The 18,762-nt window shown below is 37.9% G+C and carries 16 protein-coding genes; 8 read left to right on the plus strand and 8 right to left on the minus strand.

The genetic code is table 11. The features are described 5' to 3' along the window. Nucleotides 1-586 precede the first annotated feature (586 nt). From thrS to B0G92_RS15470, 6 genes are all read left to right on the plus strand, one after another. Nucleotides 587-2,533, plus strand: a complete 1,947-nt coding sequence (gene thrS / locus B0G92_RS15445) for a threonine--tRNA ligase (RefSeq protein ID WP_056072562.1) — start codon at nt 587-589, stop codon at nt 2,531-2,533. 23 nt (nt 2,534-2,556) lie between these two features. Next, nucleotides 2,557-3,105 carry a translation initiation factor IF-3 gene (gene infC / locus B0G92_RS15450; RefSeq protein WP_082482234.1) on the plus strand — a complete coding sequence of 183 codons (549 nt, stop codon included), beginning with the start codon at nt 2,557-2,559 and terminating at the stop codon, nt 3,103-3,105. Nucleotides 3,106-3,268: 163 nt separating this feature from the next. Beyond that, nucleotides 3,269-3,466 (plus strand): 50S ribosomal protein L35, encoded by a 198-nt coding sequence (rpmI, locus tag B0G92_RS15455; RefSeq protein WP_014164268.1) that lies wholly within the window; start codon nt 3,269-3,271, stop codon nt 3,464-3,466. A gap of 160 nt (nt 3,467-3,626) precedes the next feature. Beyond that, nucleotides 3,627-3,971 carry a 50S ribosomal protein L20 gene (gene rplT / locus B0G92_RS15460; RefSeq protein WP_056072568.1) on the plus strand — a complete coding sequence of 115 codons (345 nt, stop codon included), beginning with the start codon at nt 3,627-3,629 and terminating at the stop codon, nt 3,969-3,971. A gap of 86 nt (nt 3,972-4,057) precedes the next feature. Further along, complete coding sequence (locus tag B0G92_RS15465; protein ID WP_056072571.1) at nt 4,058-4,627, plus strand: Crp/Fnr family transcriptional regulator; 570 nt, start codon at nt 4,058-4,060, stop codon at nt 4,625-4,627. A gap of 77 nt (nt 4,628-4,704) precedes the next feature. Continuing rightward, complete coding sequence (locus B0G92_RS15470; protein WP_101472909.1) at nt 4,705-5,139, plus strand: carboxymuconolactone decarboxylase family protein; 435 nt, start codon at nt 4,705-4,707, stop codon at nt 5,137-5,139. 42 nt (nt 5,140-5,181) lie between these two features. On the opposite strand, the gene B0G92_RS15475 is transcribed toward B0G92_RS15470, so the two are convergent. Then, complete coding sequence (locus tag B0G92_RS15475) at nt 5,182-6,024, minus strand: isoaspartyl peptidase/L-asparaginase (RefSeq protein ID WP_101472910.1); 843 nt, start codon at nt 6,022-6,024, stop codon at nt 5,182-5,184. A 2-nt stretch (nt 6,025-6,026) separates the two neighbouring features. Next, nucleotides 6,027-6,896 (minus strand): cyanophycinase, encoded by an 870-nt coding sequence (locus tag B0G92_RS15480; protein WP_056072581.1) that lies wholly within the window; start codon nt 6,894-6,896, stop codon nt 6,027-6,029. Nucleotides 6,897-7,192: 296 nt separating this feature from the next. Here B0G92_RS15480 and cphA point away from each other — a divergent pair, with 296 nt between their 5' ends. Both cphA and B0G92_RS15490 read left to right on the plus strand, forming a co-directional pair. Further along, nucleotides 7,193-9,817 (plus strand): cyanophycin synthetase, encoded by a 2,625-nt coding sequence (gene cphA / locus B0G92_RS15485; protein ID WP_056072583.1) that lies wholly within the window; start codon nt 7,193-7,195, stop codon nt 9,815-9,817. 110 nt (nt 9,818-9,927) lie between these two features. Then, entirely contained in the window at nt 9,928-11,661 is a 1,734-nt protein-coding gene (locus B0G92_RS15490; RefSeq protein ID WP_101472911.1) for a T9SS type A sorting domain-containing protein, read from the plus strand. 56 nt (nt 11,662-11,717) lie between these two features. On the opposite strand, the gene B0G92_RS15495 is transcribed toward B0G92_RS15490, so the two are convergent. The 6 genes from B0G92_RS15495 to B0G92_RS15520 form a co-directional block, all read right to left on the minus strand. Next, nucleotides 11,718-12,629: a glutaminase gene (locus B0G92_RS15495; protein WP_101472912.1), complete on the minus strand. Its 912-nt coding sequence runs from the start codon at nt 12,627-12,629 to the stop codon at nt 11,718-11,720. A gap of 22 nt (nt 12,630-12,651) precedes the next feature. Next, on the minus strand, nt 12,652-13,914 hold the full coding sequence (locus tag B0G92_RS15500) for a hypothetical protein (protein WP_056072596.1): 1,263 nt from the start codon (nt 13,912-13,914) through the stop codon (nt 12,652-12,654). 83 nt (nt 13,915-13,997) lie between these two features. Next, entirely contained in the window at nt 13,998-15,542 is a 1,545-nt protein-coding gene (dnaB, locus tag B0G92_RS15505; RefSeq protein ID WP_056073019.1) for a replicative DNA helicase, read from the minus strand. A gap of 141 nt (nt 15,543-15,683) precedes the next feature. Then, nucleotides 15,684-16,637: an acetyl-CoA carboxylase carboxyltransferase subunit alpha gene (locus B0G92_RS15510; RefSeq protein WP_101472913.1), complete on the minus strand. Its 954-nt coding sequence runs from the start codon at nt 16,635-16,637 to the stop codon at nt 15,684-15,686. A 120-nt stretch (nt 16,638-16,757) separates the two neighbouring features. Beyond that, entirely contained in the window at nt 16,758-17,672 is a 915-nt protein-coding gene (locus tag B0G92_RS15515; RefSeq protein ID WP_101472914.1) for a DMT family transporter, read from the minus strand. After that, nucleotides 17,659-18,735 (minus strand): LptF/LptG family permease, encoded by a 1,077-nt coding sequence (locus B0G92_RS15520; RefSeq protein WP_101472915.1) that lies wholly within the window; start codon nt 18,733-18,735, stop codon nt 17,659-17,661. The genes B0G92_RS15515 and B0G92_RS15520 overlap by 14 nt, the downstream gene beginning before the upstream one ends. Nucleotides 18,736-18,762 lie beyond the last annotated feature (27 nt).

The following is an 18,762-nucleotide window of genomic DNA, read 5'->3' on the forward strand; positions in this document are numbered from 1 at the left end:
CGCGGAGCGGCTGCAAAGGTAACACTCTTTTCGAGTCCCGCAAGCCTTTTCGGAAAAAAAATTTTATTTTTTTTGCCGGAGGCCTTACCGTTTTTACGGACGGCAAAGATATGGACCTTTTCCGTTTCACGCAAGCTTTTCGGGAAAATTTTTTTCCTGAAAGCCGGTATCGCATTTTCCCTATGAACGTTGCCCTGATTGCGGGTGCAAAAGTAAAAACCTTTTTTGAAACTCGCAAATTTATTTTTGGAAAAATTTATCCCTTTTTTAAACCTGCTTCCTGCCAGTATTTACCTATGAACTTCGCCTTTATTGCGGGTGCAAAAGTAGCACCTTTTATTCGTTTTGCAAGTTTTTTGGTAACTTTTTTTTGATATTTTCTTAACCCAAAAGCTAACTCCCTGCGAAACACTACTTTGAGTTAAAACTTTTTTTTTGACCGTCGCCTCCAATCCTTAACAAAACCTTATTCAACCATTACTTTCGCCCCTTAATCTCAAAAAACATATCGCACCTATTATATATACGTATATATATTGTATGTATTTTGAGAAACTTCTATATTTGCGGACATAAATTTTATACGATGATAAAGATTACGTTACCCGATGGGTCAGTTAAGGAGTTTGCACAAGGTGTAACTCCGATGGATGTTGCGAAAAGCATTAGTGAAGGATTAGCCAGAAATGTTATTTCTGCTTCTTTTAACGGAACTACTGTTGAAACGACGACATCACTAACGACGGACGGGTCACTCATATTATATACATGGAATGACATAGAAGGCAAAAAAGCGTTCTGGCATTCTACATCCCACGTTATGGCTCAAGCCCTAGAGGAGTTATTCCCTGGAATCAAACTAACTTTAGGACCGGCTATTGATAACGGGTTTTATTATGATGTAGATTTTGGGGACCAAAAGATTACCGATGCTGATTTTAAAAGAATCGAGGATCGTGTTCTTGAAATTTCCCGTGAAAAGCATGAATTCAAAATGCGTTCTGTTTCAAAAGCAGAAGCATTGGCTATATATAAGGACAACGAATACAAGACTGAATTAATCCAGAATCTTGAAGACGGAACAATTACATTCTGCGACCATGCAACTTTCAGCGATTTATGCCGAGGTGGACATATTCCAAATACAGGAATCATCAAGGCCATGAAAATCATGAGCATTGCCGGTGCTTATTGGAGAGGAGACGAGAAAAATAAGCAATTGACCCGCGTTTATGGAATTTCATTCCCTAAACAGAAAGACCTGACTGATTATCTTGAATTGTTAGAAGAAGCCAAAAGACGTGACCATAGAAAACTAGGAAAAGAATTGGAATTGTTTGCTTTTTCACAAAAAGTAGGACAAGGTCTTCCATTGTGGCTACCAAAAGGCGCTGCTTTGAGAGACCGTTTGGAACAGTTCCTGAAAAAGGCACAAAAGAAAGCGGGTTACGAACAAGTAGTAACACCACATATCGGACAAAAAGAATTGTATGTAACTTCAGGCCACTATGAAAAGTATGGCGCTGATAGTTTCCAGCCCATCCACACCCCTGCTGAAGGAGAGGAATTTTTATTGAAACCGATGAACTGCCCTCACCACTGCGAAATCTTCAATGCAAGACCCTGGTCATACAAAGATTTACCTAAGCGTTATGCAGAATTTGGTACAGTATATAGATATGAGCAGTCGGGTGAGCTTCACGGCTTGACTCGTGTTCGCGGGTTTACTCAAGATGATGCGCATATTTTCTGTACTCCGGAGCAATTGGATGAAGAGTTCAAAAAAGTAATCGACCTGGTACTTTATGTATTTGGTTCTTTAGGATTCGAAAACTTTACCGCCCAGATATCTTTAAGAGACAAGGAGAACAGGTCTAAATATATAGGTACGGAAGAAAACTGGGAAAAGGCAGAAAACGCGATTATCAATGCAGCAAGAGACAAAGGGTTGAATACTGTTGTTGAATATGGCGAAGCGGCTTTCTATGGCCCTAAACTGGATTTCATGGTAAAAGATGCCTTGGGAAGACAGTGGCAGTTAGGAACCATCCAGGTAGACTATAATCTTCCGGAGCGTTTTGACCTGACTTACAAAGGTTCTGACAACGAATTGCACCGTCCTGTAATGATTCACAGAGCACCATTCGGATCGATGGAGCGATTCATTGCTATTTTGCTGGAACATACAGCTGGAAATTTCCCGATTTGGCTAATGCCGGAACAGGCTATTATATTGTCTTTGAGCGAGAAATATGAAAATTATGCGAAAAAAGTTTTAGATTTGCTAGAAAATCACGAAATTCGCGCCCTAATTGATAATAGAAACGAAACAATAGGCAAAAAAATCAGGGAGGCTGAAGTACAGAAATACCCATTTATGCTGATTGTAGGCGAAGAAGAAGAGAAAAACGGAACCGTTTCTGTACGTCGTCACGGACAGGAAGGTAAAGGAAATATCAGCGTTACAATTGAAGAATTTGCCGCTATTGTCGATGAAGAAATAAAAAAGACATTAAAAACATTTGGAGTTTAACTTAAAATTTTAGAGCCATAGCAATAAGAAACAACAGAGGTCAACAACCTCGAGTAGAAAAGAAAGATGCACACAGAATCAACAACCTGATTCGTGTCCCGGAAGTACGCCTTGTAGGAGACAACGTAGAGCCGAAAGTTTATAAGACTTCTGAGGCACTAAGGATGGCAGAAGAGCAGGAACTTGACCTGGTTGAGATTTCTCCGAATGCAGAACCTCCGGTTTGTAAAATCATGGATTATAAGAAATTCCTTTACATGCAAAAAAAGCGCGAAAAGGAATTGAAAGCAAAATCTACTCAAATTACAGTAAAGGAAATTCGTTTCGGTCCGCAAACAGATGAGCACGATTACGAATTCAAAAGAAAGAATGCTGAGAAGTTCCTTAAAGAGGGTTCTAAGCTAAAAGCTTTTGTTTTCTTCAAGGGTCGTTCGATTATCTATAAAGACCAAGGACAAATTCTTTTATTGCGTTTGGCTCAGGATTTAGAGGAATTCGGAAAAGTAGAAGCTTTGCCAATTTTAGAAGGAAAGAGAATGATTATGTTCATTGCTCCTAAGAAAAAGAAATAAGTCAAAAAGTTAAAAGTCACAAAGGAAAAAGTCACAAAGGAAAAAGTAGTAAAGTCGGATATTCAATATTAGCTTATCAACTTTAAGACTTTCAAACCTTAATACTTTGCAACTTTAGACTAAAGAATAAGTAAGTAAGACAATTCAAATACACTAGGAAAAGATGCCTAAAATGAAAACTAAATCTAGCGCCAAAAAACGTTTCAAAGTTACTGGTTCTGGAAAAATCAAAAGAAAGCACGCTTTCAAAAGTCACATTTTGACTAAGAAATCTAAAAAGCGTAAACTAGCGTTAACTCACTCTGCATTGGTTCACCAATCTGACGTGAAAAGCGTTAAAGAACAATTAAGAATTATCTAATACGTCGAAGGTTAGAAAGTCTTAAAGTCATTGACCTTAGATTTTACAACATTTGACTATAAATATTCTTTAGGTTAAAACAATTAAATAACCTTGGAGTACGGCTTATAAGATCCTTTGATTAAATTCAGGACGCCTGCTACAAAAAAACATTAAAATTATGCCAAGATCAGTAAATTCAGTTGCTAAAAGAGCAAGAAGAAAAAAGATAATGAAGCAAGCCAAAGGTTTCTTTGGCAGACGTAAAAACGTTTGGACAGTTGCGAAAAACGCGGTTGAGAAAGCAATGGCTTATGCTTACCGCGACAGAAAACAGAATAAGAGAAATTTCCGCGCTTTGTGGATTCAACGTATCAACGCTGGAGCCAGATTGGAAGGAATGTCTTATTCTCAATTCATGGGTAAAGTAAAAGCTAACGGAATCGAATTGAACAGAAAAGTTCTTGCAGATTTGGCTATGAACCACCCTGAAGCTTTCAAAGCTATACTTAACAAAGTAAAATAAACGTTTTATAAATCTATTTGTCTTACTTACTTATAAAGAAACCATCTCGAAAGAGGTGGTTTTTTTGTTATTGCTATATTTGCCTTATGAATCCTTTACTCCAACATATACGAAAGTTTATTGCTTTAGACAATTGGGAAGCAGAAACCGTACTATCGTATTTTGAAACCGAAAGTTTCAGGAAGAAGCAGATTATGTTGGAAGAAGGGCAAATCTGCAACAAACAATATTTCATCACAAAAGGATGCGTGCGCTTTTATATCAACAACCGTAAAGGTGTTGAACAGACCTTGCAATTTGGAATTGAGAATTGGTGGATTGCTGATTATTTGAGTTTCCAGGAACAAATCCCTTCTCATTTTTACATACAGGCCATAGAACCCATTGAGACACTTTCTATAGATCGCAAATCGTTTGAAGCCTTATTACTGGAATTGCCTAAACTCGAAAGATACTTCCGGTTAATCATTCAAAAATCATTTGGCGCTTCGCAAACCCGAATCAAATATCTCTTTACGATGTCTGCCGAAGAACGCTACCATCACATGAATTCAAGATTTCCTGAATTTATACAGCGCGTTCCACAATATATGCTTGCCTCCTATCTTGATTTTTCTCCTGAATTTCTGAGTAAAATCAGAGCCGGTAAAGTCTAATCTGTTTTCTTGAAGTACTTCAAGTTTTTTCCAATCCATCTTACGGAACTTTGTTGTGAACTTTAAAACACATCAAAATGGAAACCAGAGTAAATATTTTAAAAACGGCTCCTGAGGCCTATAAAGCAATGATGGGGTTAGAGAAATTCCTTGCTTCTACTTCATTAACCCCAATCCACAAAGAACTCATCAAAATCCGCGCTTCGCAAATTAACGGTTGTGCCTACTGTATTAATATGCATACGAGAGACGCCCGTAAAATGGGTGAAACCGAGCAAAGAATCTATCTGTTGAATGCCTGGAGAGAAACCCAACTCTATACAGAAGAAGAGCAGGCAATTTTAGCCATGACCGAAGAGATTACCCTAATCCAGAATCACTTGTCAAAAGCTACCTACGACAATGCCCGAAGATTATTTGACGAAGAATATATTGCTGCTATTATTATGATGATTACGACAATCAATGCGTGGAACCGCATCGCAATTTCTACAGAAATGGCATTAGACTAAATGATAAAAAAGCCCGGCAATTGCCGGGCTTTTTTATAGTTTCTATTGAAAAACTTCTTCTGTAGTTCCATCGTAACTGGCAAACACCATACTCGGATGTGAATCCTGATGGCAGATTGTTCCATCTTTATCAATGGCAATTGCACCGGCAAAACCGTCAAAAGGTTTCAGTTCCTTAAATGTTTTTTCAAAGGCCTGTTTTAAAGAAAATCCATCGGTTACACGGGTTACGATTTTAGCTGCGACTGCTCCGCTTACAATATCTTCGCCAACACCGGTGAGGCTTACACCACAAAATTCATTGGCATAATTTCCTGCAACGGTAGCCGAATCCGATATCCTTCCCGGAATTTCAAAGCCTTTGCCTCCGGTTGATGTCGCAACAGCTATTTTTCCTTCACCGTCTAAAGCAACACAGCCAACAGTTCCGGTTCCGGTAGCTTTTACTTTTGCCTCATACTCTGTCCTTCTTTGAGGAATTTCTGTAGAAAACACTTCAAAACCGTGCTTTCGGGCAAAGTTTGTTGCTCCACTCCCACCCAAAACCTTATCGTCATAATCCTGCAAAATCCGGGCAACCTGGATTGGGTTTTTTACTTCCTCAATATTAATGACTCCGCTCATCTTGTGTGTTGAACCATCCATTAAAGAGGCGCTCATCCTGATTTTCCCATCACTTTGTATCTGGGAACCTATTCCGGCATTGAACAGTTCATCATCTTCCAGAAGAGAAACCGCATACACCACTGTTTCTAAAGCAGAATGCGTCTTTAGAAATTCATACGAATCTTTTACGATACGCAACAAAGCATTTTGCTTGGCTACTTTGGTTTCCTGGCTGGTGGATGACTCCGAAAAGAATCCTCCGTGGATTATAATTTTCATTCCTAAACGTATTGAGAGGATTGGATGTGCATTTTATTCGTTTTGAGGTCATAGGTATCATATTTGCTCATCACGTGTACAATCAGGTTGTTGATTGAGATTGGCTGTCCGAGTTCAACCTGCGTAAGATTGGTATCTTTTATTTGATGTCCGTCAACCAGAATAACCAATCCTGAACCTATAGCTTCCATTTTGTCATCTATAATCAGCAGTCCTGTATCTTCTCCCAATCCTACTCCCAGCACCTTAGGATTTCCTACAACTGCCTGAAACAGTCTTCCAATTCTTCCCCTTTGAACAAAATGCGTGTCAATAATAACATCGTCAATAAGTCCAAGTCCGCTCGTAATTTTTACCTCTCCTTTTAATAATGCTTCAGAACTGCTTCCCTGATAAATCATATTGTTAGAAGCTGCTGCGGCTCCTGCTGATGTTCCGGCATACACAAAATCTTCATTTTTGTATTTATCAAGAAGTATATCGTGGAATTCTGTTCCACCTAAAATAGAGGTCAATCTTAACTGATCGCCTCCTGTAAACATGACAACATCTGCATCCCTGAGTCTTTTCAGTATTTCAGGATCTGTTGCCTGTTCTCTCTTTTCAATATGAAGAACGTCAACATTGGTTGCATTCAGATATTGCAATGCTTTTACATATTCAGGACCTACTTCTCTGGGTATTTTTGAAGCCGTAGTGATGACTTCTATTCTTGATTTTTCTTTGTGTTTTGATTCGGTCAAAAGCCTTTTTAAAATTCCTGTTTCAAAGAAATTCAGGTTATTGGCTACATTGGCATCAAAACTGGCTTCTGTAAAACTTCCTTTATCTACAGCACCTCCAATGATCATTAATTTTCCTTTTATATTCATTTCAAATGGTATGTGAATTCCGTAAAAATAACCAAAAACTTAAAAAACGCAATTAAACGCGTAATATTTATTTAAACTTTTGACAATTTAGCCCAAACAATAGTTTTATAGTAAAAATTTAAAAAAATTTTGATTGATATTTTAAAAAAATTATTTTAGTAGAAATTTATTTTAATTTTTTTAACGAAATCCGTATACAATAGCTACTATCCTGTAGCAAACGGCACACAATAACCTATAATTCCTTACATGCTAAACAATTACACTTTTAATTAACTTACTTAACCCATCCGTTTATGAAAATACTTAAAATACAAGCCTTACGCGGGCCAAATATTTGGAGCGTCCGCAGAAAAAAATTAATCCAGATGCGTTTGGATCTTGAAGAAATGGAGCAATATCCAACGAATAAGATCGACGGATTTAAAGAGAGAATCGAAGCCATGTTTCCCACCATGTATGAACACCGATGTTCAGAAGGTGTACCCGGAGGTTTTTTCATGCGAATTGAAAGAGGGACATGGATGGGACATGTTATTGAACATATTGCTTTGGAAATCCAGACATTGGCCGGAATGGAAACCGGATTTGGAAGAACCCGTGAAACCAAAACTCCCGGTGTCTATAATGTGGTTTTCAGTTATACCGAAGAAAACGTTGGTCTTTTTGCCGCTGAATCTGCCGTAGCAATTGCTGAATCACTGATAGCCGGCACAGATTATGACCTGGAAGCCGATATTCAAAAAATGCGTGAAATCAGAGAACGCGACCGTTTAGGACCAAGTACCGGAAGTATTGTCGAAGAGGCCGTTGCCAGAGATATTCCGTGGATTCGTCTGGGAACTAATTCTTTGGTGCAGTTGGGTTATGGCATTAATCAGATGCGTTTTCAGGCAACAATTACCTGCAAAACAAGTAGTATTGCAGTAGATATTGCCTGTAATAAGGAGGAAACCAAAAGGATGCTGGACAATGCCTCTATTCCTGTGGCCAAAGGTTCTATTTGTGTAGACGAAGAAGACTTGCAAAATACGATTGATAAAATAGGTTATCCTATTGTTATAAAACCTTTGGATGGCAATCATGGAAAAGGGGCTTCTATTAATGTGACGAATTATGAAGATGCAAAAGCCGGACTGGCCTATGCCCAAAAATACAGTCGCAGGGTTATTGTGGAAAAATTTATCACCGGATTTGATTTCAGGGTATTGGTGATTGACAATAAAGTAGTTGCAGCCGCTCAAAGGGTTCCTGCACACGTTAAAGGAAACGGCACCAATACTATTGAACAGTTGATTGAGATTGAAAATCAGGATCCCCGCAGAGGATACGGACATGAAAACGTACTTACAGAAATTACAGTAGATCGCGATACGACCGATCTTTTGGAAAAGATGAATTATACTTTAGAAACTGTTCCCCGCAAAGGAGAAATAGTCTATCTGAAATCTACTGCCAACCTGAGCACCGGTGGAACTTCTGTTGATGTTACCGATATGATGCATCCCGAAAACATCTTCCTTTCAGAACGAATTTCCAGGGTTATCGGATTGGATATTTGCGGTATTGATATTATGGCCGAAAATCTGACGCAACCTTTGAACGAAAACGGCGGTGTTATTTTAGAGGTTAATGCAGCTCCCGGTTTCAGGATGCACCTTGCTCCTTCTGAAGGATTGCCAAGAAATGTTGCTTCGCCTGTAATTGACATGCTCTATCCGCCAGGAAAGCCAAGCCGTATTCCTATTATTGCCGTTACCGGTACAAACGGGAAGACTACAACAACCCGACTCCTTGCCCATATCGTTAAGAATAACGGATATAAAGTTGGATTCACTACTTCCGACGGTATCTACATCCAAAACCATATGCTGGAAAAAGGTGACACAACCGGGCCTATCAGTACCGAATATATTCTTAAAGACCCTACTGTAGAGTTTGCCGTATTAGAAACTGCCCGTGGCGGAATACTCCGTTCCGGCCTTGGTTTTAGCCGTTGTGACATTGGCATCATTACCAATATTTCTGCCGACCATTTAGGATTGAGTGATATCGATACGCTTTCGGATTTGGCACGTGTAAAGAAAGTTGTTGTCCGAAGCGTAAAAAAAGACGGCTGGGCTATCTTAAATGCCGATGATGAAGAGTGTGTAAAAATTGCTTCTGAATTGGAATGTAATGTGGCTTATTTCAGTATGGATGAAGAGAATCCGCTGATTAAAAAGTTAGGAAAAGAAGGAAGAATTGTAGCTGTTTATGAAAACGGATATATTACGATAAAGAAAGGCGATTGGAAAATACGTGTTGAAAAAGCCGCGCATATTCCGCTTACGTTAGGCGGAAAGGCAAAATTCATGATTGCCAATGTACTTGCAGCTACCCTCGCATCTTATTTATGGGGCTTTAAGACAGAGGATATCAGCCTTTCACTTCAAACCTTTATTCCCAGCGTTGCCCAAACTCCGGGACGTATGAACATTTTTGAATTCAAAAAATTCAAAGTCATGATTGATTTCGCCCATAATCCATCAGGATATATGGCTATTGAAGATTTACTGAATAACATCGAGGCTTCCCGAAAAATAGGAATTATTGCAGGTGTGGGCGACAGACGTGATGAAGACATCAAGGAATGTGGAATGATTGCAGGCAGAATGTTTGACCATATTATTATCCGACAGGAAAAACATCTCAGAGGAAGAACGGAAGAAGAAATCATCAATTTGATTTTGGAAGGAATCGAAGAATCCGGAAGAGATATCACTTACGAAATCATACCTAAAGAAACCGAAGCTATTAAACATGCCATCAATAGTGCCGATGAAGGAACTTTTATCACCGCATTAAGCGATGTCGTAACCAATGCCATCGAAATTGTCCAGCAATATCTCGATAAAGAAAATGAGGATGGACTAATTTAAATCATAAAAAGCTGTTTAGTGAAAATTCATTAAACAGCTTTCTTTTTTATAATTATTTTAATTAATTAGTATATTTACATCCACATACCTAACTAATCCCTAAAATAATTATGAATAAAACTACATTACTGTTCTTTTTATTAAGTTTTTCTATCTATGCTCAAGATTCAGATTGGAGTTGGGCCAAGGGTTATGAAAATTTAAATGCCGGTACTATTACCGGTTCTTTTATGGACAATCAGAAAAACATCTACCAAATTGGATCCTTCAGTTCTACTTCAGTAACAATCGGAGAAACCGTGATTGCAAATTCCAGCGAGGCACCAGTCAATCCAAACGTGAAATATATGGATGCGTATATCTCTAAACACGATTCTGAAGGAAACCTTTTATTTGTCAAGCATTTTACCGGATCAAAATTTGAAAACCTGACTTCTATCGCTTACGACAACAATAACAGTTTTTATGTTACCGGACATTATAACGGTAACATAACGATTGGCAATAGTACTTACGAAGCCACAGACAATATGACCAAGAGTTTTCTCGCAAAATTAGACTTAAACGGCAATGTTATCTGGAGCAAGCCGCTTAATTTTAGTGGGAGTACACTCCTAAAATTCAAAGACAATAATCTATATATGGCAGGAATCCATTCCGGCGACACCTATTCGATTGACAATCTTACGACTCCAAGTGTTGGATATACGGCAGTAGTCAACAATATGGACAAAATATTTGTTGCCAAACTCGATTTATCCGGAAATGCAATTTGGTTAAAATCGTCTACTTATACAGGAACTGCTTCAATTAGCGACTTTCATAGATTAGGCACACAGATAAAAGGATTAGCAATAGACAATTTAGGTAATGTATATGTTGCAGGAGTTATTTTTTCACGCTCGTCAACTTTTGGTTCTATTACTATTACGAAAACAGTAACCAATAACAATTCAAATTTATTTATAACCAAATATGACAATGCGGGCAATGTAGCCTGGGCCAATACGGCACCAACAAATTCTTCAGCCAATAGTGTCGTTTCTGATCTTGCCACTGATAGCAATAATAACATCTATCTTCTGGGATATATCTATAGCTCTGCAACCAACTTTGGTGGAGTATCTCTTAATTTCCCTAGTAATTATGGGTCATTCCTAGTAAAATATGCTACAAACGGTAGTGTTCTTTGGGCAAAATCAGGAAAATTAGCTACAGACGCACAACCTAGTACAGGATTAGGATACAACTTTTTCGATCGTATGTATATTGACAGTACCAATAATGTGTATGTAACAGGAGTTTTTGCAAATTACATAAATTTTGGAAACAATATAACTTTTCAAACTAATAACTGGACGCCTAATCTTTTTTCTATAAAATATGATAGCAGCGGGAATGCCAGCGATTATTATAAAATAACAGAGGCGATTATCTCCAGATATCCTATAATTCTCGATATCACAGGGGATGTTTTTTATTATAGCGGACAAGTAAGCGATTCTAATTTTGTTTTGGGAAATACTACTATTAGTAATCCTACAACTAATCCATTTACATTTATAGCAAAAAGAGATAAAAGACTTAGTATTGAAGAACATTCTGGAAACAATTTTACTATCTATCCTAATCCATCCCAAGAGCAAATTTATGTTTCCGGATTAGATTCTGCAGAAAATAAGATATTCTCTGTATTCGATATGACAGGAAAAAAAATAAAATCTTTAGAATTTACAAATAATGATACGATTGCGATTGATGTAAAAGATTTAGCTTCAGGCACTTATGTTCTAAAGATAGAAAACGGTACTATCCAAAAAAACATCAAGTTTGTAAAAAACTAAAGCTACACTATTCGTAGAAACTAGAAAATCCCAAGTTTAGCTTGGGATTTTTTTTATTAGAATACAGACATTCCTGTTTTGGTTGTAAACAACTCTAAGGCGTTCATGCCTAATTCCGAATTTCCTTTTTCATTTAGTCGCGGACTCCAAGTCACTATTGTAAAGTGTTTTGGAAACAAAGCTGCGATTCCTCCACCTATTCCGCTTTTGCCAGGAAGGCCAACCTTATAGGTAAATTCTCCTGATTCATCATAAAAACCACAAGTTTGCATCAGGGCATTTAGTCGTTTGACATTACTTTTTGATAAAATCTGCTTTCCATCCATCGTTTTTCCTTCGTTGGCAAAAAAATAAAATGAATGTGCCAGTTCCTTACAGGTCATTTCTATGGAGCACTGGTGGAAATAAAAATCCAAAACTGTTTCAACATCGTTTTCAATATTGCCAAACGATTTCAAAAAGTTAGCCAAAGCAGCATTTCTGTAACCTGTCTCTTTTTCGGATTGTGCCACTTTTAAATTGAAGTCTATTTCCTGTGTACCCGAAATGGTCCTTATAAAAGCCAAAAAATCTTCTTTAGGATGTTTTAAATGCGAAACCAGCATGTCTGCTATGACTAAAGCTCCTGCATTTATAAATGGATTTCGGGGAATTCCTTTTTCAAATTCCAATTGTACCAGAGAATTAAAAGCCGTTCCAGAAGGCTCAACTCCTACTCTTTTCCAAATTTCTTCACCCATAAAAGAAAAAGCCAGGGCTACGGTTAACGCTTTGGAAACACTCTGTATCGAAAATTTTTCATTGCTGTCGCCTATTCCGAAGTCTTGCCCCTTAATTGTTGTGAGATGAATTCCGAATTTATCAGGATTTACTTTTGATAATTGCGGAATTGTTTGAGCAACATTCCCTATTTGCGGAAGCGATTTGGCCTCAAGGTAAACCTCTTGCAGTATTTTTTGATAATTCATTCCGTTAAAAAGATTGGAAAGATTATGTTTTCAGTTTTTTCTTTCTTGCTGCCGGGAACAGTACATTATTAAGTATCAGCCTATATCCGGGAGAATTAGGATGCAGGTCTAAAACCGTTGGAGCGTCACCCACTCTATGCTGGTAGTCTTCCGGGTCATGTCCGCCAAAATAAGTAAACATTCCTTTCCCTTTTGTGCCATGAATATATCTTGCTTCGTTGTTTACCTTATTTTCACCCATAACCAGAACACTCGATTTGATTCGATTGCTATCAAAAGATGTGGTTTGTCCCATAAAACCCTTAACCAATTGCGTATGGTTCTGGCAGAGCATACTTGGAATTGGATCCCATTTGGCAGAATATTCCATGAGCGTAAAATAATCCTTTTCAGGCAGTACGTTTCTTTTCATTGTCATGTCAATATCTGAAAATTCATAAATAATAGGATTTCTTTCCAGAATATAGTCCTTAAAGGCAAAGCTGTTTTCATATTTTATCTTCGCCTGATAATTTGCCTCACTTTCATCACCGTCAAACATAGGTTCGCAAATATCCACTCCGTCGGCAGCCAGAGCAATATCAAAACTGTCAGTGGCAGAGCACATCGCAAACATAAATCCACCTCCTATTACAAAATCGCGGATTTTTTTTGCAACAGCCAATTTTTCATCAGAAACCTTACTGTAGCCTAACTTTTTAGCCAATGCTTCCGCTTCTTTCTTTTGTTCAATATACCAGGGTGCATTTCTGTATGCCCCATAAAATTTGCCATACTGTCCTGTAAAATCTTCATGATGCAGGTGAAGCCAGTCATATAGAAGCAGACCATCTGCCAAAACTTCTTCATCATAAACCGGCGTAAAAGGAATTTCCGCATAGGTGAGTACCAATGTCACTGCATCGTCCCAGGGCTGTTTCCCTTTTGGTGTATATACTGCAATTTTAGGCGCCTTTTCCAAAACTACCGTTTCCATATTTTGCGAAGGGCTGCTGATTTCATCCAAAATCTGATTGGCCTGACTGTCAGAAAGCAGTTCAAAACTGACCCCGCGAATCTGGCATTCTTTTCTGATTTCAGGAGCATCCGGAAGTAAAAATGAACCTCCCCTGTAATTCAAAAGCCAACTTACCTTGTACTGTTTATCTAATGACCAATACGTTATCCCATAAGCTTTCAGGTGATTTTTTTGCGTAGTTTCATCCATAGGAAGCAAAATGAATGAGGCCCAGGAAGGAACTGAGAGCAAGAAAAAAAGAAATAAAAAGGCTGTTTTTTTAAGCATTCCAAAGATTTTACTTCAAAGATAACGGTTTAGGGAAGCAAATTATAAAAAAATCCGCCTCATTGGGCGGATTTAACTCTATTTTAGAATGGCACATCGCTGTCGTCGTCAACATTGTTCATGTTACTACCAAATGCTTCATTGGCAGATGGCAGATTTTTGGTCAGGAATGGCGCATCCTGCATATTCATTTTTGATGGGAGGTCATCGAAACCACCTCCAAATTCATCAAGATTGTCAAATTTACCCAAACTTCCAATAAATTTAAGCCTCACGTTTTCCAAGCTACCATTTCTGTGTTTTGCAATGATAAATTCTGCCTGTCCTTCTGTTGGAGAATGCTCATCGTCGTCCCATTCGTCAATTTTATAATATTCCGGACGATAGATAAACGAAACGATATCGGCATCCTGCTCGATTGCTCCCGATTCCCTAAGATCCGAAAGCAAAGGCCTTTTACTCGAACCACGAGTTTCAACGGCACGGGAAAGCTGCGAAAGTGCAATTACCGGAACGTTCAATTCTTTAGCTAAGGCTTTCAGGTTTCGGGAAATTGTAGAAATTTCCTGTTCACGGTTTCCTCCTCCTTTTCCACCACCACCGGCTGTCATCAACTGGAGGTAATCAATAATTATCAGTTTAATTCCATATTGCGAAGCCAGACGACGCGCCTTGGCACGTAAATCAAAGATGGATAGCGATGGTGTATCATCAATATATAATGGTGCCTTTTCAAGGTTTTTCACCTTGATACTAAGCTGTTCCCATTCGTGTTTTTCTAATTTTCCGGTACGTAATTTTTCGGATGATAGTCCTGTTTCAGAAGAAATAAGACGGGTAATCAACTGTACGGATGACATCTCCAGAGAGAAAACCGCTACGGCATGGTTAAAATCTATGGCAATATTTCTCGCCATCGACAAAACGAAAGCCGTCTTACCCATACCCGGACGTGCCGCAATAATAATCAAGTCACTTGGCTGCCATCCTGAAGTTACTTTGTCCAACTTTTCAAAACCGGTAGCAACACCACTCAGACCTTCCTTATTGGCAATTTCTTCAATTCTTTTCTTTGCCTGGATTACCAAACTCTGGGCTGTTTCAGAACTTCTCTTTATATTTCCCTGAGTAACTTCATATAGTTTTGATTCTGCCTTGTCCAGCAAATCAAATACGTCTGTAGTCTCATCATAGGATTCTTCAATAATTTCGGAAGAAATTTTTATCAGGCTTCGCTGGATAAATTTTTGAAGAATAATTCTGGAATGGAACTCGATATGTGCTGAAGATGATATTTTCTGCGTTAGTTGAATCAGATAGAAATCACCTCCTGAAAGATCCAGTTTTGCATTCTTTTTAAGCTGAGCCGAAACTGTTAATAAGTCAATGGGCTGTGAATCGTTGAAAAGCTGTACAATTGCTTCAAAAATATACTTGTGGGCTTCTTTATAGAAAGCATCGGGCTGGAGAATATCAATAACCTCATCCACCCCTTTTTTATCAATCATCATAGCCCCCAAAACGGCTTCTTCCAATTCGACAGCCTGTGGCGGGAGCTTACCTTTTTCAAGATTGATTATGGTAGTTTTATCTACTCTAACCGGGTTTATATTTCTGAGATTTTCCATAATGCGAATGTAGCCAAAATTAAAAGAAATAGCCTTTTGATTTGTTAGCCACTTTTGTTTATAAGTATTAAAATTGTGTTGATAACCAAAAAAAAATCCGAAACCACGGGGCCTCGGATTTAGTTTCGATTTTAGTAAGGTTTACTCTTTAAATTCGCCCATTTTGCTGTATTTGTCCATTCTTTGGGCCACTAATTCAGCTGTTGATAAGTCTTTTAATTCGTTATATCCTTTCAATATGTATTTTTCAACAGATTTAAACGTTGTTTCCCTGTCATAGTGGGCTCCACCCAGCGGTTCCGGAATAATATCGTCAATCAGTTTTTGTTTTTTCATATCAAATGAAGTCAGTTTTAAAGCTTCAGCTGCCTGCTCTTTAAATTCCCAGCTTCTCCATAAAATAGAAGAGCAGGATTCCGGAGAAATTACAGAATACCAGGTATTTTCTAACATATAAACTTTATCTCCAACACCTATTCCTAAAGCACCTCCAGACGCTCCTTCACCAACAATAATGGTGATAATTGGAACTTTAAGACGAATCATTTCAAGAATGTTTCTTGCAATTGCTTCTCCCTGTCCTCTTTCTTCCGCTTCTAATCCAGGGTATGCTCCGGGAGTGTCTACCAAAGTAATTACCGGAATACCGAATTTCTCTGCCATTTTCATTAAACGCAATGCTTTACGGTAGCCTTCCGGATTTGCCATACCAAAATTACGGTACTGGCGTGTTTTTGTATTGTATCCTTTTTGCTGTCCGACAATCATAAATGACTGCCCTCCAATTTTACCCAAACCTCCAATCATCGCTTTGTCATCCTTGAAACTTCTGTCTCCAAAAAGTTCCAGAAAAGTATCACCGCATAATGCATGCACGTGATCCATAGTATAAGGACGGTTAGGATGTCTTGACAACTGAACGCGCTGCCAGGCAGTTAGGTTTTTGTATATATTTTTTTTAGTTTCTTCAAGTTTTTTTTCAATCTGCTTGCAAGTATTCGATACGTCAACGTCTGATTCTTGGCCAATTACCTGGCATTTGTCTAGTTGGTCTTCAAGTTCTTTTATTGGGAGCTCAAAATCTAAATATTCCATAGGACTTGTGCATTTTTTGTTTAGTTCGAACTGCAAAGATAGGATTTTCATTTAAGAACAAAAGCTAATTTCTGAAAAGATTTAGCCTCTTTTTGTCTTAAAAAATCAAATCAGCAGTCCTTATGAATTGCTTTGTTTATCGACCAAAAGCGATTTTTTAGCTGTATAATTTTTTAAAATTCCATTCAAAATAACTGTTGCCAGAATGATGACCGCACCAATATAAAAGGCAGGACTCATCTTTTCCTTATCACCTAAAATAATGTAAGCCAGCATAATGCCATAAACAGGTTCCATATTAGTAGTAAGCATTACGGTATAGGGTGTAAGTTTTTTCATGACATTTACCGATGCTGTAAAGGCATAGGCCGTGCAAACGGAAGAAAGTACCAGCAGTAAAATCCAGTCATGTTGAGATACGGAAAAGAATTCAGCCGTAAATTGCCCATCATATAACAAATAGAGCGACACAAAAAAGACACCGGCAAAAAATTCATAAAGCGTAATTACGGAAGGGTCATATTTTTGTATCAGCTTGCCATTAAAAAGTGTAAAAGTAACACCCAGAAAAACGGAAATCAGCGCATAAACCATTCCCAAAACATAATGCGTTTCTACCTGCATAATCATTAATAGTCCGCCAATTATAATTAGACCGAAGAACACTTCATACCACAACATTTTTCTATTAAAAAATATCGGTTCCATGATAGATGCAAAAAAAGCTCCGGTTGAAAAAACAGCTAGCGTAATCGAAACATTCGAAACGTTAATTGCCTTGAAGAAAAATATCCAATGCAAGGCTATAATCAGGCCTACACTAATAAGATGGAAAAATGATTTTCCCGGAATGCGCCATGGTTTTTTGGTTACCAAAACGTAGATAAGCATAAAAATTCCCGCAAGAAGCATTCTATACCATACTACGGGCGCTTCTTTTATGGTAATGAGTTCGCCAAGGATTGCTGTAAATCCCCAGATAAAAACAATCAGGTGGAGATTCAGGTAGCTTTTGAGATTGTTATCTTTTTGCATTTCGAAGCAGGTAAATCGCTAAAATTCCAAAGACAAAATTTGGAAGCCATACGGCTATAAATGGAGGTATGCTTGATTTTTCAGCCAGAGTTCCGAAAATCTTGTCAAAAAAGATAAATGTAAAAGCAAGACCAATACCAATAGCCAGATTCATTCCCATTCCTCCTCTTCTTTTCATAGAAGATACAGCAACCGCAATAATAGTCAGGATGAAAGCCGAAACGGGAAGGCTGTATTTTTTATACAATACAACAAGATAGGTGTTGATATTTGACGAGCCCCGTTCTCTTTCTTTATCGATAAAGTCATTCAACTCTCCTAAAGTCAGTGTTTCTGCGATGTAAATTACCGGTGTCAAATCTTCAAGGTCAAATTTAAAAACAGTATCTTTTTTCGCAGATGTCTCTAACCTATCATCAAATTCGCCAACTATTCTTTTTTTATAGTTGTACAAAGAGTAAGTAGTATCTTTTTGGTTAAAATGAATACGAGATGCATTTATAGCAAAATCGAGCTTGTTATCTTTAAATTTCTTCAGTGAAAAATCAAAAGCTGTCTTAGAATTGATATTGAAATTACTTACATAGATAAACTCTCCCGGGCTGATTTCACGGTAAACGTTTGTGGTTTCCCTTGTTTTATTATTGCCTTTGAGATAAGTATATCTGAAATCGTTAAAACCCTGGCTTGCCTTCGGAACAATAAAAAAACCCATCAATAAGGCAAAAACTGATACAATTGTGGCTCCAATCAGGTAAGGACGTAAGAATCGCTGAAAGGATATTCCGGAGCTTAAAATCGCAATAATTTCCGTATTGTTAGCCAGTTTGGAAGTAAACCAAATCACGGAAAGAAACAAGAAAATAGGAAAAAGAAGATTGGCAAAATAAACCGTAAAATCGACATAATATAGCGCCACTTTTCCGAAAGGCACCTTATTCTGGATAATTTTATTGACCTTTTCCGACACGTCAATTACAATCCCAATTGGGATAAACAGAAACAGCATCACAAAAAATGTGGCCAGATACCTTTTCAGGATATACTTGTCGATTATCTTCATTTTTCTACCAGATTCTAATCTTATTTT

The sequence above is a fragment of the Flavobacterium lindanitolerans genome, from assembly GCF_002846575.1.
In the GTDB taxonomy this organism is placed as follows: domain Bacteria; phylum Bacteroidota; class Bacteroidia; order Flavobacteriales; family Flavobacteriaceae; genus Flavobacterium; species Flavobacterium lindanitolerans.